Here is a 15,139-nt window from a genome sequence, read left to right as displayed (position 1 = left end):
GATAATCTGCTGTGCGAGGGTGATCATGACATCATGTCCCCGCAGTCATAGAGCGGCGTCGCGCTCAAAAAGCCCGGCTCGCCCGGCTCTGCGAAATCCATGGGGGAATTGTCACTTTCCCGGGACTCGCCATTGGGCAGGGTCGTCACCTCGACACCACCAAAGAACATCCGCCAGTCTTCGCTGACGAACTGGTTGCCCTCGACGCGACGGGGGCCCTCGCCCAAGTCGTACTCATAGGAAAATTCAGTGCGGTTCAGGATGCGCCCGTCAATTTCCACCAATTCCCCAGTCAGCCGGTCAAAGCCGGTGTAGTCGCGCTGAATGCGCTGGCCGCTGCCGGCCTCGTGGATCGTCGAGAACGACATGGAATCGGTACCGGTCGCGAATAGGTCAGTGATCGACGCCGGATCATCCTCGGGCTGGATCAGCGTGTTCTGCGCGCCGCTGCGCAATTCATAGGACAGAAGCCAGCGGAATTCGGCATCGGTGAACGACAGGTAGAACGGCCCGTCCTCATCCATCGACAGCCGCCAATGCGTGCCTTCAGGATCGCCCTCGCAGGTCCAGTTGTGCGACACCACGCAGCCGCGCGATTGCGTCGTCAGAAAGGCAGTGCATCCAGGCGGAGGAGTCACCGTCGGGCCCTGTTGCGCCTGAACCGGAGTGGGGGTCAGAACGAGGGCTCCCGCCGCGACCGAAACGGTAAACGCGGTGGTGAGGAGGTAACGATTGATCAAGCATACCATATCAGCAGTCCTTCCCTAAATCCGATCGGTCCCAAACCGAGTTGTCGTCAAATACCTTACCCTGTCTGCACGCGTGGTGTACGGGCGGTGCGCAGGGGTGCACGCATGTCACCCCGAAAATCTGGCTTATTCCGCTGCTACCCCCGCACGTGCCGCCAGCTTGGAAAGGATGTCTTCTGCCGCCTCGCGACCATCGCGAATGGCCCAGACAACAAGGCTCGCGCCGCGCTGAATGTCGCCCACCGCATAGACACCCGGCAGGTTGGTTTCATGCGTCTGGAAATCGGCCTTGACGGTGCCCCAGCGGGTCACCTCCAGTTCCGGAGTGTTCCACAGCGCGGGCAGATCCTCGGGTTCAAAACCCAGGGCTTTCACGACAAGATCGGCCTCTTCCGAATAATCGGCACCTTCGACAACCTCAGGGCTGCGGCGACCGGATGCATCGGGCTGACCAAGGCGCATCTGCTGCACCATGACGCCGGTCACAGGATCACCTGCAAAGCCCTTGGGCGCAGTCAGCCAGACGAATTCAACGCCTTCCTCTTCGGCATTCTGAACCTCACGCTGAGAGCCGGGCATATTGGCGCGGTCACGACGGTAGAGGCACTTCACGCTTTCCGCGCCTTGACGGATCGCGGTGCGCACACAGTCCATCGCGGTATCGCCACCACCGATGACGACAACCTTCTTGCCCTCGGCGTTCAGCTCGCCGGATTCGAATTCCGGCACGCTATCGCCAAAGGACAGACGGTTCGAGGCGGTCAGGTAGTCAATGGCCCGCACGATGCCAGCGGCCCCCGAGCCCGGACCCTGCAATTCACGTGTCTTGTAGACGCCGGTGGCGATAACTACGAAATCGTGCTTTTCGCGGATCTCGGCAAAGCTGATGTCCTGTCCCACTGTGCAGTTCATCACGAAAGTGATCCCGCCCGCTTCCAGTTGCTGGTTGCGGCGCATGACCACGTCTTTTTCAAGCTTGAAGCCGGGAATGCCGTAGGTCAGAAGCCCACCTGCGCGGTCATAGCGGTCATAGACCGTGACCTGTAGCCCAGCGCGGCGCAGCATGTCGGCGGCAGCAAGGCCACCGGGGCCCGCGCCGATGATGCCCACGCTTTCGGGACGTTCCTGCGACGGGCTGATCGGTTTGACCCAACCCTGTTCCCACGCGGTATCGGTGATGTACTTCTCGACCGAGCCAATGGTCACGGTGCCGTGGCCTGATTGCTCGATCACGCAATTGCCTTCGCACAGTCGGTCTTGCGGGCAAATTCGGCCGCAGATTTCCGGGAAGGTGTTGGTCGCCTGGCTGATCTCGTAGGCTTCCTGCAACCGGCCCGTCGCGGTCAGGCGCAGCCAGTCGGGGATGTTGTTGTGCAGCGGGCAATGCGACTGGCAATAGGGCACGCCGCACTGGGAACAGCGGCTCGCCTGTTCCTCGGCTTTGGCCGCAGCGTATTCACCATAGATTTCATTGAAATCCTGCGCCCGCGCGTCTGCAGAGCGCTTTTCAGGCATGGACTTGCCCACGGTGACAAACTTCAGCATCTTCTCAACAGCCATGGCGTGCCTTTCCGGTTCCTTTGGGATCAGCTAGGAACGCCCCTATAACGCCGCTCTCGGGACATGAAAAGACAGCAATGATGACCTATTATTCTGAAAATAGCGTGCCCAGCGCCTTCATTGCAGGAAGGGAGTGGCAAAATATGGCAGCAATGCTGACTATTATTTGTATTTATTGTTTTTATTCAAAATCTTACACAGAATATTATGACGACACCCACAGGCAGCAACTGTGACACTCTTTCATTTATTTATCGTCGCGGTGATTCAAGGCCTGACTGAATTTCTGCCGATCTCCTCCTCCGGACACCTGATTCTTCTGCCAGAGCTTACCGGGATGACAGATCAGGGGCAGGTGATTGACGTGGCCGTTCACGTCGGGACACTGGGCGCGGTGGTTCTCTATTTCTGGCGCGATGTTCGAGCCGCGGTGATTGGCCTTGGCCATCTGGCCACAGCACGGCGCGACACGGTCGAGGCCCGGCTGGCGCTGGGCCTGATCATTGCGACAATCCCCGTCATTCTGTTTGGGCTGGCACTAAAACTCACCGGGCTGGACGACTCGCTGCGCTCCATGACCGTGATCGGCTGGACGATGCTGGGCTTTGGACTGGTGCTCTACTGGGCGGACCAGAAGGGGACAAAGCAGCTTGAAGCGAAGGACTGGAGCCTGCGCCACGCCATTATCATGGGCCTTTGGCAGGCGATTGCCCTCATTCCTGGCACCTCGCGGTCGGGTATCACCATCACGGCAGCCAGGTATCTGGGTTATGAACGCCATGATGCAGCACGTCTGTCGATGCTGATGTCGATCCCGACGATCCTTGCTTCGGGCGTGTTGCTTGGTGCCGAAGTTATTGCATCGGCAGATGCGGAAGCCGCTAGGAACGGTGCGATTGCGGCCGCCATGGCCTTCGTCGCAGCACTGGCGGCGCTTGCCTTAATGATGCGACTGCTGCGCAGCGTCAGCTTCACCCCATATGTGATCTACAGGGTGATTCTTGGCGTGATCTTGCTGATTATCGCCTACACTTAGGTGTTGCGAAGATTGCGGGCGCTGTCCTGCAAAGCGGAATACTGACCGCCGGGGCGATAGACCCAAAGGTATTCAGCCAGAACCGCGTCCATATCCGTGGGCTCGATCCCCAGATCGGCGAATCCCCTGGCCCCTTCAGCAACCACATTGTCACGGCGCAGCTGGCGCACCTGGTCACGGGTCAGAACACCGTTGTGAATCAGACCCACAGTCAGCGCCTGCATGGCGCCAAAGCCGAAGGCCATGACAGATCCAACCCAGAAGGGCAGGTTCAGGATAAGGCGGCGGCGGCGGATCACGCCGAGCATCTTGACCATGAGGTCATGCAGTGTTTCGACGTCAGGGCCTCCCAGTTCGTAGATGCCTGCCTCTGCCTGACCCAGCACACCGGCAACCGCCGCCTTTGCCACGTCGTCGACATAGACCGGTTGGAAGCGCGAATTACCGCCGACAAGCGGCAGTACCGGGCCAAACTTGGTCATCTTGGCGAAACGGTTGAAGAATTCGTCCTCGGTTCCGAAAATGACCGAGGGGCGCAAGATCACGGCACCGGGGAAATGCGCCTGAACGGCGGCCTCACCTTCGGCCTTGCTGCGGGCATAGTCGCTGTCGGATTCGGCATCGGCACCAATGGCAGACAGATGCACCAGCTGATCAACGCCAGCCTCGGCAGCCAATCGCGCGATGCGCGCCGCGCCTTCGGTCTGAACCGCGCCAAACTTGTTCTTGCCCCGCTCGGTCAAGACTCCGACGCAGTTCACCACCGCATCAGCCCCGGCAATCGCGGCGGCAACCGACGCATCGTCGCGGATATTGGCGAGGATCGGCTCTACCTGGCCTACGGCACCGTAGGGACGCACGAAGATCGCTTCGTTCGGGCGGCGTACGGCGACGCGCACGCGCCAGCCTTCCTTGGCCATGCGCCGCGCGATGTAGCGACCCACGAATCCAGACCCGCCAAAAATGGTCACGAGTTTCGACATGCCTTGTCCCTCCGGTCTCGAGTTAGCGCCCGTGATACGCGCGCAAACCTTGCAGGACAAGGCGCAATTCGTCCCGGCTCGGGGCGGCAGAACCGCCCGCCACAGAAGAATGCACTTTTTGCATCAAGGCCCGTTGACAGTCCCTGACAGTGGCGATATCTGCCCCGTCACGACACCTGCCCAGGTGGCGGAATTGGTAGACGCGCTGGCTTCAGGTGCCAGTGACCGCAAGGTCGTGGAGGTTCGAGTCCTCTCCTGGGCACCAAGTTTTCATGAAAAATTTATTTTTCTCAAATACTTGGCACGAATTGTGAAGTGTCTATCCACCCCTGTGTCCACCCTATCTCACACTTGTTGGCGTGGTACTCATGCGCACCCGGTGCGCAAGCTCGTCTGTTGACCTTCGTCGAAGACTGCATTCATTGAGATGCGCTCTCGGCTAGCCAATTGCGCTCGGAATTTCACATGAGGCTGATCACGCTTGTCAGATCCTATTCAAGAGGATTGGAAAGCAACTTACATACTGGTGTGCCCAGCGCGGCAGAAATCTTGTAGATGTTGTCCAGAGAGATGTTCTGCTCGGAACGGCCTTGTTGCACAAATCGAGTGAAGGATTCACGGCGTGAATCCAGCATGATAGCTGGAGGCCATGAGCAGTTGGGCACCTACGAAGTACAAGACCACGAACTGGTCGGCTTACAATGAAGCACTCCGGCAACGCGGATCGCTGACGATCTGGTTTGATCCCGACATGGTGTGGAGACCGGCGCCGACGGGGAAGCGCGGGCGACAGCCGAGTTTCAACGACGCTGCGATCCAGACGTGTTTGACGATGAAGGTGCTGTTCGGCATGCCGTTGCGACAGACAACCGGGTTCGTCGAAAGCCTTTTGCACCTGGTCGGGCTGGACTGGCGGGTGCCGGACTTCAGCACCTTGTGCCGCCGCCAGCGGACGTTGAACGTGGCCATCCCATACCGTTGCGGCATGGGCCCGCTGAACCTGCTGATCCCCTCTCGGGACATCACTGCGTGATGCCCTGCAGGGCAGTGGACAGCACCGGCATCAAAGCCGAGGGCGAAGGCGAGTGGAACGCGCGCAAGCACGGCGGCCCCAAGCGGCGCATCTGGCGCAAGATACATATCGGGATCGATGAGGAAACACTGGAGGTCCGGGCCGTCGAGATCACCGGCAGCAACATTGGTGACGCGCCCATGCTGCCAGAACTGTTGGACCAGATCCCGCCTGGTCAGGAGATTGGTAGCGTTACCGCCGACGGAGCTTACGACACGCGCAAATGCCATGACGCGATTGCCGCACGTGGCGCACATGCCGTCATCCCACCCCGTAAAAACGCCAAGCCCTGGAAGCCCACAAGCACCGGCGCCATCGCCCGAAACGAGGCGGTACGTGCGTCCCAGTATCTGGGAAAGACGTTGTGGCGACGTTGGAGCGGATACCACCGTCGGAGCCGTGTCGAGGCAAAGATGAACTGCATCAAGTTACTCGGCCAATCCCTCATCTGACCTTATCCGCGCACAGCTTATTCTGTTCCCTCCTCAGTTGGATGAGGCAATCGGATTTTCTGGCGCAACCAGCGTCTTCTGCGAACTCTGAATGTTCTTAGCGCAGCCCACACGGTCTTACCCAGTCGGGAATTTGGGCATTGATTTCCACATTTGCGCATACTTTCGCCGGTCTAATGACAGCGAGACAGAATGCGAATTTGACCCTTCTCAACATAGGGCACTTATGGTTTACCGACGCTCGATCGTGCTATTCACGACAGCAAGGCTTCATTCTCTACTCAGTAGGACTTTCTTTGATGCAGACGATGTTTGAGATTTTTCCCCTCATTCTATGTGGCGGCTCCGGGACGCGGCTTTGGCCGCTTTCGCGTAAGAGCTACCCAAAACAGTTCGTCAAACTGATCGGTGAACACTCTCTCTATCAGCAATGCGCGACCAGAATGACCGGCACACAGGGAGCCGTGAAATTTGCTGCACCGACGATTTTGACCGGCTCTGACTTCCGGTTCGTTGTAACCGAGCAGCTTCAGGATCTGGGCGTTGATCCCGGTGCAATTCTGATTGAACCCGAAGGGCGCAACACGGCCCCTGCGGTTCTGGCCGCAGCCTTGCACATTGCAAAGACTTCCCCGGATGCACTTTTATTGGTGGCCCCTTCCGATCACATCCTACCCGATTCCACTGCCTTTTCAGAGGCTCTGGCAAAGGCCGCCGAGGCCGCATTGAGCGGTGAGCTTGTGACATTCGGGATCACCCCCGACCGAGCGGAAACGGGCTATGGCTATCTGAAACTGCTTGAAAAGAGTGCTGATAACGGTGCCTGCAAGCTGGAAAGCTTTGTCGAAAAACCGGATCTGGAAGATGCCAAGCGGATGGTCGCTGACGGCAGTTATCTTTGGAATGCGGGCATCTTCCTGTTCACGGCCCAAGACATAATCGCCGCTTTCGAACAGCACGCGCCAGAAAGCGTAGTTGTGCCAGTCAAAGAGGCCGTAGAACAGGGCAAGCCTGATTTGGGTTTCTTCCGCCTCGCTGAAGAGCCCTGGGAGTCTGTGCAGGATATCTCCATCGACTACGCGGTCATGGAGAAAGCTGACAATCTGAGCGCCGTACCCTTCCATGGCAGCTGGAGCGATCTGGGCAGCTGGAGCACCGTTCGCGAACAAAGCGGCCTGGACGTTGATGGGGTTGCAACATCGGGTCAGGTCACAACAATTGACTGCAAGAACTCTCTGCTGCGCTCTGAACACCCGGATCTGGAACTTGTCGGGCTGGGTCTGGACGGGATCGTTGCCATCGCCATGCCAGACGCCGTTCTGGTGGCAGATTCAAGCCGCACCCAAGATGTGAAACTTGCGGTCAAAAGCCTGGCTGCAAAGGGAGCCCGCCAAGCGGAGTCGCTTCCCATCGACCATCGCCCCTGGGGGCATTTCGAAACCCTCGTTCTTGGCGATCGATTCCAGGTTAAGCGGATCGTTGTGAAACCGGGCGCCAGTCTCAGCCTGCAAAGCCACCATCATCGATCCGAGCACTGGATCGTTGTGCAGGGCACCGCAAAGGTGACAATCGATGACACGATCAAACTGGTGACTGAAAACGAGTCTGTCTACATTCCCCTGGGGGCCGTCCATCGGATGGAGAACCCAGGCAAAGTGGACATGGTCCTTATCGAAGTTCAGACTGGCAGCTATCTGGGTGAGGACGACATTATTCGCTACGAAGATGTATACTCGCGCGGACAAGGGGCCAAAGGGTAGTCCGTCGGTGACATTCCCGGCCTCCGCCTCTTTTCTGCTAGCAGAGCGAGGTGGGGGCCGATTATTATCGGATCGAACGCCCGAGTAACCAGTTGAAACCGAACCGAGTTGTATTGCGCATGGATCAGGCTGAAAAAACCGGACTGACGCACAACTTCAAGCGATGCTCCGGGCTGAGATACTGGAACTTCGAACCGAGCTCGCTCAGCGGGAAGCTGAGATTTCAGCTCTTTTGCGCCAATCCGATGCCGAAGCCATAAATGGCGTTGTCGAATCCGAGTTGCACGGGACCGTACAGCGCTGGTTCCTGATGCGCGTCCGGCGGTTACGCCATCGCCTTGCACGGCGCAAGCATTCAGCGGCCCTATCTGCAAGCCCGCTCTTTGACAGTGACTGGTATTTCGAACACTACCCGGAATGCGGGGGGCCAAAGAAAGCAATCGCGCACTATCTGAAGGAAGGAGCGTTTTCGGGGAACAATCCGGGACCGGAATTCGATACGAGTGCATATTATCACGCCAATCCGGATGTCGCAGCAGGCGGTTGGCCGGCTCTCGCCCACTACGTTCTTCACGGTAGCTCGGAGGGTCGGCACCAAGGCCTCGTCACGGGAGACTGAGTCTGATGCCCCGCGATCAAGAAAGCACCAAGGCACCGTCGCGCTTGCTAGCAGACTCGGGGCTGTTTGATGCTGCCTGGTACACGGCTAGACACGGGTTTTCTGGACTTTGCGGTAAGGACCCTTGGGAACATTTTCTTTCTGTTGGTTGGCCATTGGGCCGGGATCCCGGTCCAGGTTTTGACACCCGGGCGTATCTTGCGCGCTATGCCGATGTTTCTGAAAGCCATATGGATGGCCTGTCGCACTTTCTGTTTCATGGCGCTGCCGAGGGGCGGGAACCGATTCCGCTCAGCGATGCTGACCGAGTGGTCAGCGATATTCTGCGTTCCCGGTTGAACGTCTTTGGCCAGCAGTCCGCATTGCAGAAGCTGCAAGACTTTGCCACGGACCATTCAGGTAACCCGGCAGGGTTCGCCGGGCGCGATGTTGCTCTTTGGTACCTTAGACAATGGCGGCAGACCGGGCAGCAAGACTGCGCGAGGAACGCGGGCGATTGGGCCCAAGCAGCCATAAAAGACGCGACTGACCCCACGCTTCAAAGCCGGTTACTGACGGTAATGCTGATCGCGGACGCGATCTTGGGCAAGGCCAAGCCTTCCGATGAAAGCCTGGAGGACTGGAACGCAAATAGGCTGATATCGGCAGATACCTGGCTGGCCCTTGCGGCGTTCGAGCCGACACCAGATGCTCGTCTCGACATGATCAACCGTGCCCTCGCCGTTGATGAATTGTCACCTCTGACACTGGGCTCGGAACCGGCCAACACCACTTATGATCGACTTGGCCCGCTGACAGCGCCTGAAAACGTCGAGGGCCCGCTTGTATCCGTTTTGATTGCAGCCTTTCAGGCCGAGGACTCGATTCAGACAGCCATTCGGGCGATGGCGGAACAAAGCTGGCGAAGTCTGGAAATTCTGGTGATTGATGACGCCAGCTCGGATCGCACAGCTGAACTAGTTGAACATGCATCCTTGACGGACCCACGCGTCAAGCTTTTGCAGTTGCCCCAAAATATCGGAGCGTATGGGGCCCGAAACGCTGGCTTGGCAATCGCAAGGGGAGAGTTCGTGACGCTTCACGATGCGGATGATTGGTGCCATCCGGAGCGTATCGCAAAGCAAATGGACTTCATGAAGGTGTCTCAAGATGCCATCGCCTGCACATCTGAGCATGTGCGGATTCACTCTGACCTTTCCGTGACCAGGATCAGTCCAGAAGCACATTTCCTGACGGAAAACACTGCTTCGCTTCTTTTCAGACGCGAGCCGGTGATTAATGCCTTTGGATGCTGGGACGAGGTGAGGGTTGCGGCAGACAATGAACTTATTCGCAGGATACGTAGGGTATTCGGCGCTGACTCCGTGAAATCCTTGAAAACGGGGCCTCTCGCCATGCTCCGAGATAGGGAAGGATCAGCCGTGCGCACCGGTCCCCTTGCGATCGACGGCTATGTCACCGGTGCGCGGCTCGCCTATCTGGATACACAGGAAAACCATCATCGACGTGCCCATGCATCGGATTTACGCTATCAACCCGGGCAAAGGCCCTTTCCTGCGCCTCGACTCATGCAAGGCAGATCAGCGGAACCATATGCGCTATCGTTGATCCTGGCGGCCGATTTTCGGCGCTCTGACCAAGTGACGGAATTCTGTATTCGACTGATTGCCGCTGCTGATGGTCCTGTGGGTCTGCTTCCACTTGCGCGGCCCTTGGCGCCCGATTATTCCGACCTGCCCTTTAGGCTCTGCAACCCTATTCGGGACGTTCTGAATGGCGAATCCGTCGTTCAGATCTGCCCTGGTGAAGCCGCCTCCACCCCTTTGCTGATCGTGCCGGACCCGGAGAGTTTGATTGAACTTCCTGGCCCGCTGCCAAAGATCGAGGCAACGACTTCGCGCGTCCTGGCGTTTAGCCCGCCGGTCAGCATCTTACCCGGAACAGGACGCCATTTCGTCAGGTATAGCCCGGCAACCTGCGAAGTGAACCTTCGTCGCCTGACTGATGGATCAGCTGAGTGGTTTGCGCTGAATCACGGGGTCCGGTCGGGGCTGTCCAAGGCTGGCGCCACCTCGTTATCCCGCCGATTGCTTGAAAATACCAAACCCTGGGAACTCGTCAGATGAGCAGCGCCGCTTTTTCAAAGGACGAGTTCGACCCGCAATGGTACCTGAGCACCTATGGCGATGTGCGCGATGCCGGGGTCGATCCCTGGGATCACTACAAGACATATGGTTACAAAGAAGGCCGGTTGGGTGGACCGGTTCGCGCCCTGGAACTTGACCAACTTCTTTGGCGAGGCTTCGAGAAGGAAGCCACCGTAGAGCTCCGGCTTCTTCTAAAAAATGGCACTGCACGAGAAAAAGCCGTCGCTGGATGGATCATCGCACGTCATGCGGCAAGCAAAGCGCGTTGGAAAACGGCCCTGGCGGGCATCCTTGCGTTCTTTGAGAGAGAGACGCTCGGGACCGCGATCGTATCGCACAAAGGGCCTTGGCTATTGGGCATCAAGGCCGCAGCAGCCTGCGGCCAGATCACAGTCGCAAAGGATATTCTAAGCAGGGCCGAAGCCCGGTTTGGCTTTCATCCCGATTTTGCCCTGTCAGAGCTTGATCTTGAAGTGGCCGCGGGTTCATCCGACACAGCCTTCAACGCCTGTTTGAAGCGCGCATATCAAGGATCGCAGCTGGTTCCAGTTGAGTTGTCCGCGGGTACTGATGCACGCTTCGATAGGCTGACGGCCTCTCGCACTGCCTCTGCGAAAGACAAAGGGCCACTGGTTAGCGTCATCGTTCCTGCGTTTAACTCTGAATCCACGATCTCAACCTGTTTGCGCGGTCTAATCGACCAGTCCTGGATGAATCTCGAGATCATCGTTGTTGACGATGCAAGCACAGATCGAACCGCAGATGTTGCTGAAGACGCGGCGCGGGCGGACGCTCGGATACGCGTTATCCGGCAACCGCAGAACAGCGGTGCCTATGCTGCCCGCAATGCCGGTCTTTCTGTTGCGCAGGGGTCGTTCTTTACCGTCCATGATGCCGATGACTGGTCGCATCCACAGAAGATCGAACAGCAGGTCAATGCGCTTCTTTCCAATTCAAAGCTTATTGCATGTACCTCCCACTGGGTTCGGGCTGGGTCTGATCTTTCGATGACACTTTGGCGGATGGATCAAGGTTGGATCTATCGCAATGTGTCGTCCTTGATGATGCGCATGGAGGTGCGAGAGACGCTCGGATACTGGGACCGGGTAAGGGTGAATGCGGATACAGAATACTATCACCGTCTGATCTCGGTCTATGGGTCGGATGCTGTGCACGAACAGATGCCGGGCGTACCGCTATCCTTCGGCCGCAATTCGCCTCAGTCACTTACGATGTCCTCCGCCACACATCTTTCGACCCAGTTTCGAGGGCCAAGACGATCCTATCTGGACGCTGCGCTTCACTGGCATCAGACATGTCTGTCCAAGATAGACCACCCAGATGACAAATCTGCACGAGCGGCCGCCTTGCACATGCCGCAGTTCCCGGAGCAAAGATCGTTCCCGGCGCCCGATGCACTTGGACCATTAGAGACGACAACCAAGAGCAGTGACTACAACAGCATCAACAACTCTTCGCGTTTTGATGGCTTGTGGTATCTGACTCGAAATAGGGACGTGCTGGCGGCCGATGTAGACCCCATTCAGCACTATCTAAAGGCGGGAGGTAGCGAGAACCGGGATCCCGGGCCGCTGTTTTCAGACTCTGCCTGGCGAAAGCTGAAATCGTTAAATGCAGAGGCGGTTCCTCTGCTGGATTGGGAACGCGCCGACACCGACCCCGAAGATCTTCCGTTTCGCTTTGACGGGGCGCTTTCGGATACGGGCCGCCCGGTTGCCCTTGTGTTTGCCCATGCCGCGGAACGGCAGATCTTAGGGGCTGAACGCACTGGATCGGCTGAACAACGGCACTGATGGCGTAGCAATGACGCCCGTCACTGTTCTGCCCTCAGCCGCAAACAATGAGTATCTGGAGGAATTTCGATCCAAATCCGCCGCCGTCGAGATCTTGCCGCAACTTTGGCGGCATCGCTTTCGCGACGTGTCGAAGGAAACGATAGGGGCCGTTCGCAATATGATCCGCCGCTATCAACCCGCAGAGGTGCATGTGAACACCTTGGTTCTGGATGCGCCCTTGATCGCAGCAAGATCAGAGGGATGCCCCTCCGTCGTTCATGTCCGTGAACTGCCCGCGCAAGACCCCATGCTGTGCCGGATTCTGGGGGACAGCGCCCGTGGCCTGCGCCGAAGGATTCTTGCACAGGCGGATCGGTTCATCGCCAACTCTCCGGCAGTTGCTGATTGGCTAGACGTTCCGGACCGGGTGACATTGCGCTTGAACGAGATCGACGATGATCTATCCGGGCTCGAATTTTCGCCTCTGGCCAGTTTGCGCATAGCGCTTGTCAGCAGCAACATTGCCAAGAAGGGCATTGGCGACTTCATCGAAATCGCAAAGCTGGTAGCCCAGGAAGAAGAACACGCCCGGATTCCTCACAACACACGCTGCAAATTCGTTCTGATTGGCCCCGACAGTGCGGATCTTCAGGCGCTTGGGCAGCTCCCTGCAAATGTCGAAAAGGCAGGCTATGCGCCCAGTCCCGTTGCGGCGATGGAAAAGGCAGATGTGGTTCTGATCCTGTCCAAATTCGCGGAATCCTTCGGACGGACCGCATTGGAAGCCATGGCCGCCGGGCGACCTGTTATCTGCTATGATCGGGGCACGCCAGCCAGCCTGATCGTCAGTGGAAAAACCGGATTCTCGGTTCCACCGGATGATCTTGCTGCTGTGACAAGGGCTGTCCTCGCTTTCTCTTGCGCGCGGATTGGATTGCACAACATCAGCAATGCGGCGCGAAAACGGGCAAGAGAGCTGAGAGCGAGCGGCCCGGATGCAGCGTTGTAGAGATTCAAAACACAGACACCTGCCCATCCAATAGGCACATTGCAAAAAACGCACAACACGAAGCTGGATAAGTAGGCATGATGCAGCCACCCTGTCGCGTTGTGAATTGCACAGAAGGCACTGATGGGATAGGCGGGCACGGGGAGCCGGACGTGTAGAATTCTTTGAAGAACCCTTTGTGACCATGATGATCTTTTCCATTCATACTGGACACTCTGCCTGGTCGGGTTCGATCCAATCTGCAGGTCTGATGGGTTATCAAAAACGGCGAAGTCCTTGCGCCGCAATGCAGGCAGACTCTCTTTCAAAACGCCCGCGATGCATAGACACTGCTGCCGCACACACAAGGTCAAACACGGTCCTCTAGGCTATGTAAGGAAGGCACTTTGTATGTCTGATAAGAAAATCGCTATTGTCGGTATTGGCTATGTCGGCCTGTCAAACGCGGTGCTTCTGGCACAGGATCATGAGGTTTGTGCGCTCGACATTGACGCCAAGCGCGTCACGATGCTAAACGAGAGAAAAAGCCCCATCTCGGATACGGAGATCGAGACTTATCTTGCGGAGAAAGAGCTGAATCTGACCGCCACAACAGATCCCGCCATCGCCTTTGCAGACGCCGATTTCATCATTGTGGCCACTCCGACAAACTATGATGCTTCAACCAACTTCTTCGATACCTCGACGGTTGAAGCAGTCATCAAGCAGGCAATTGCGCTGAACTCGACCGCGACGATCATCATCAAATCCACGGTTCCGGTTGGCTACACCAAGTCGCTGCGGTCAAAACTCAGCACCGAACAGATCATCTTCAGCCCCGAATTTCTACGCGAAGGCCGCGCCCTTTATGACAACCTATATCCAAGCAGGATCATCGTTGGGGAAAGGTCTGACCGGGCGCGGGAATTCGCAAGCCTGCTGAGCAACGGAGCCCTGTCGGAAGACGTGCCCGTGCTTTTGACAGATTCTTCGGAAGCAGAAGCCATCAAGCTTTTCGCGAATACCTATCTTGCCATGCGCGTGGCCTATTTCAACGAGCTGGACAGCTACGCCCTTAGCCATGGGTTGGACTCTCGTCAGATCATTGAAGGTGTCGGGCTCGATTCCCGGATCGGCACGCACTACAACAACCCGTCCTTCGGATACGGGGGATACTGCCTGCCCAAGGACACCAAACAGCTGCTGGCCAACTACTCCAACATCCCGCAAAACCTCATCGAAGCGATCGTCAATGCGAACCGAACGCGCAAGGACTTCATAGCAGAGCAGATTTTGCTGCGAGACCCAAAATGTGTCGGGATTTACCGCCTGATCATGAAACAGGGATCAGCCAACTTCCGCCAAAGCTCGATCCAAGGCGTAATGAAGCGCATCAAGGCAAAGGGGATCGAGGTTATCATCTTCGAACCGGCCATGGAGGAAGACGTGTTCTTTGGATCGGAGGTCTGCCGTGACCTAAGCAGCTTTGCAGAGCGCGCAGATCTCATCATTGCCAACCGGTTGACGCAGGACCTACAGTTCGACGCAAGCAAGGTTTTCTCTCGCGATCTCTTTGGCTCCAACTAATGACAGACATGTTGAATGCCGATGCTGATTGAGGAAACCACGCCATTGTCGAATTTTGGAGCACGGTATCAATGAGCACTAAACCGGAAGACTTCAGTGATAGGGCAAATGCTCTTCTGCAGGCAAAAAACTTTAGCGACGCACTTCAGACCGCCGAACTGGGCCTGCTGGATCATCCGGCTCATCTTGGTCTTGGGCTGGTCAAGATCAATGCACTTCGCAAATTAGATCGCATCGAAGACGCTATTGAATTTGCGGAAAGCCTGCCTCTTCAGGGAAGAGCGGATTGGCTCACACGCCCGATTGTTTCTTTATTGTCCGTCGTCAGATAATTTGGGACATCAGAGCGGGTTTTGTTTTGGAGGCTCTGGCTCATCCTTGATTGAGTTT

General features: G+C 57.2%; 11 protein-coding genes, 1 tRNA gene and 1 pseudogene. 10 read left to right on the top strand and 3 right to left on the bottom strand.

Annotated features, from left to right (window positions below; all coding sequences use genetic code 11):
* Positions 1–23: 23 nt before the first annotated feature.
* Positions 24–749 (bottom strand): hypothetical protein, encoded by a 726-nt coding sequence (locus ACROHD_RS16005; protein ID WP_432679281.1) that lies wholly within the window; start codon positions 747–749, stop codon positions 24–26.
* A gap of 126 nt (positions 750–875) precedes the next feature.
* Entirely contained in the window at positions 876–2,309 is a 1,434-nt protein-coding gene (locus ACROHD_RS16000; protein WP_432679280.1) for an NAD(P)-dependent oxidoreductase, read from the bottom strand.
* A gap of 80 nt (positions 2,310–2,389) precedes the next feature.
* On the opposite strand from ACROHD_RS16000, the gene ACROHD_RS15995 reads away from it, so the two are divergent.
* Positions 2,390–2,545: a hypothetical protein gene (locus tag ACROHD_RS15995; protein WP_432679279.1), complete on the top strand. Its 156-nt coding sequence runs from the start codon at positions 2,390–2,392 to the stop codon at positions 2,543–2,545.
* Positions 2,542–3,345, top strand: coding sequence for an undecaprenyl-diphosphate phosphatase (locus ACROHD_RS15990; RefSeq protein WP_432679277.1), 804 nt, complete (start codon positions 2,542–2,544; stop codon positions 3,343–3,345). The genes ACROHD_RS15995 and ACROHD_RS15990 overlap by 4 nt, the downstream gene beginning before the upstream one ends.
* Here ACROHD_RS15990 and ACROHD_RS15985 read toward each other — a convergent pair.
* Entirely contained in the window at positions 3,342–4,328 is a 987-nt protein-coding gene (locus ACROHD_RS15985) for a complex I NDUFA9 subunit family protein (RefSeq protein ID WP_432679275.1), read from the bottom strand. The two genes, ACROHD_RS15990 and ACROHD_RS15985, sit on opposite strands and share 4 nt — an antisense overlap.
* Positions 4,329–4,506: 178 nt before the next feature.
* Between ACROHD_RS15985 and ACROHD_RS15980 the strand changes: the two genes are divergently transcribed.
* From ACROHD_RS15980 to ACROHD_RS15945, 8 genes and pseudogenes are all read left to right on the top strand, one after another.
* Positions 4,507–4,593 (top strand) — tRNA-Leu (locus ACROHD_RS15980).
* A gap of 384 nt (positions 4,594–4,977) precedes the next feature.
* Positions 4,978–5,849: pseudogene (locus ACROHD_RS15975) on the top strand (IS5 family transposase); the annotation flags it as partial.
* A gap of 311 nt (positions 5,850–6,160) precedes the next feature.
* Positions 6,161–7,612 (top strand): mannose-1-phosphate guanylyltransferase/mannose-6-phosphate isomerase, encoded by a 1,452-nt coding sequence (locus ACROHD_RS15970; protein ID WP_432679311.1) that lies wholly within the window; start codon positions 6,161–6,163, stop codon positions 7,610–7,612.
* A 624-nt stretch (positions 7,613–8,236) separates the two neighbouring features.
* Positions 8,237–10,357, top strand: coding sequence for a glycosyltransferase family 2 protein (locus tag ACROHD_RS15965; protein ID WP_432679274.1), 2,121 nt, complete (start codon positions 8,237–8,239; stop codon positions 10,355–10,357).
* The gene (locus tag ACROHD_RS15960; RefSeq protein WP_432679273.1) at positions 10,354–12,192 is read left to right on the top strand and encodes a glycosyltransferase family 2 protein; all 1,839 of its coding nucleotides are present in this window, start codon (positions 10,354–10,356) and stop codon (positions 12,190–12,192) included. Before ACROHD_RS15965 ends, ACROHD_RS15960 begins: the two co-directional genes overlap by 4 nt.
* A 10-nt stretch (positions 12,193–12,202) precedes the next feature.
* Entirely contained in the window at positions 12,203–13,183 is a 981-nt protein-coding gene (locus ACROHD_RS15955) for a glycosyltransferase family 4 protein (RefSeq protein ID WP_432679271.1), read from the top strand.
* Positions 13,184–13,573: 390 nt separating this feature from the next.
* Positions 13,574–14,749, top strand: a complete 1,176-nt coding sequence (locus ACROHD_RS15950) for a nucleotide sugar dehydrogenase (RefSeq protein WP_432679269.1) — start codon at positions 13,574–13,576, stop codon at positions 14,747–14,749.
* Positions 14,750–14,820: 71 nt separating this feature from the next.
* A complete protein-coding gene (locus ACROHD_RS15945) occupies positions 14,821–15,081 on the top strand; it encodes a hypothetical protein (protein WP_432679267.1) in 261 nt (86 codons plus the stop codon).
* The last annotated feature ends 58 nt before the right edge of the window (positions 15,082–15,139 follow it).

The sequence above is a fragment of the Nioella aestuarii genome, from assembly GCF_050896395.1.
GTDB classification, from domain to species: domain Bacteria; phylum Pseudomonadota; class Alphaproteobacteria; order Rhodobacterales; family Rhodobacteraceae; genus Nioella; species Nioella aestuarii.
This window is presented reverse-complemented; position numbering and strand designations above follow the sequence as displayed.

What these genes read in the sequence shown, in the direction of transcription:
- ACROHD_RS16005 (WP_432679281.1), bottom strand. Translation starts at nt 749, where the DNA reads ATGGTATGCTTGATCAATCGTTACCTCCTCACCACCGCGTTTACCGTT.
- ACROHD_RS16000 (WP_432679280.1), bottom strand. Translation starts at nt 2,309, where the DNA reads ATGGCTGTTGAGAAGATGCTGAAGTTTGTCACCGTGGGCAAGTCCATG.
- ACROHD_RS15995 (WP_432679279.1), top strand. Translation starts at nt 2,390, where the DNA reads ATGACCTATTATTCTGAAAATAGCGTGCCCAGCGCCTTCATTGCAGGA.
- ACROHD_RS15985 (WP_432679275.1), bottom strand. Translation starts at nt 4,328, where the DNA reads ATGTCGAAACTCGTGACCATTTTTGGCGGGTCTGGATTCGTGGGTCGC.
- ACROHD_RS15970 (WP_432679311.1), top strand. Translation starts at nt 6,161, where the DNA reads ATGTTTGAGATTTTTCCCCTCATTCTATGTGGCGGCTCCGGGACGCGG.
- ACROHD_RS15965 (WP_432679274.1), top strand. Translation starts at nt 8,237, where the DNA reads ATGCCCCGCGATCAAGAAAGCACCAAGGCACCGTCGCGCTTGCTAGCA.
- ACROHD_RS15960 (WP_432679273.1), top strand. Translation starts at nt 10,354, where the DNA reads ATGAGCAGCGCCGCTTTTTCAAAGGACGAGTTCGACCCGCAATGGTAC.
- ACROHD_RS15955 (WP_432679271.1), top strand. Translation starts at nt 12,203, where the DNA reads ATGACGCCCGTCACTGTTCTGCCCTCAGCCGCAAACAATGAGTATCTG.
- ACROHD_RS15950 (WP_432679269.1), top strand. Translation starts at nt 13,574, where the DNA reads ATGTCTGATAAGAAAATCGCTATTGTCGGTATTGGCTATGTCGGCCTG.
- ACROHD_RS15945 (WP_432679267.1), top strand. Translation starts at nt 14,821, where the DNA reads ATGAGCACTAAACCGGAAGACTTCAGTGATAGGGCAAATGCTCTTCTG.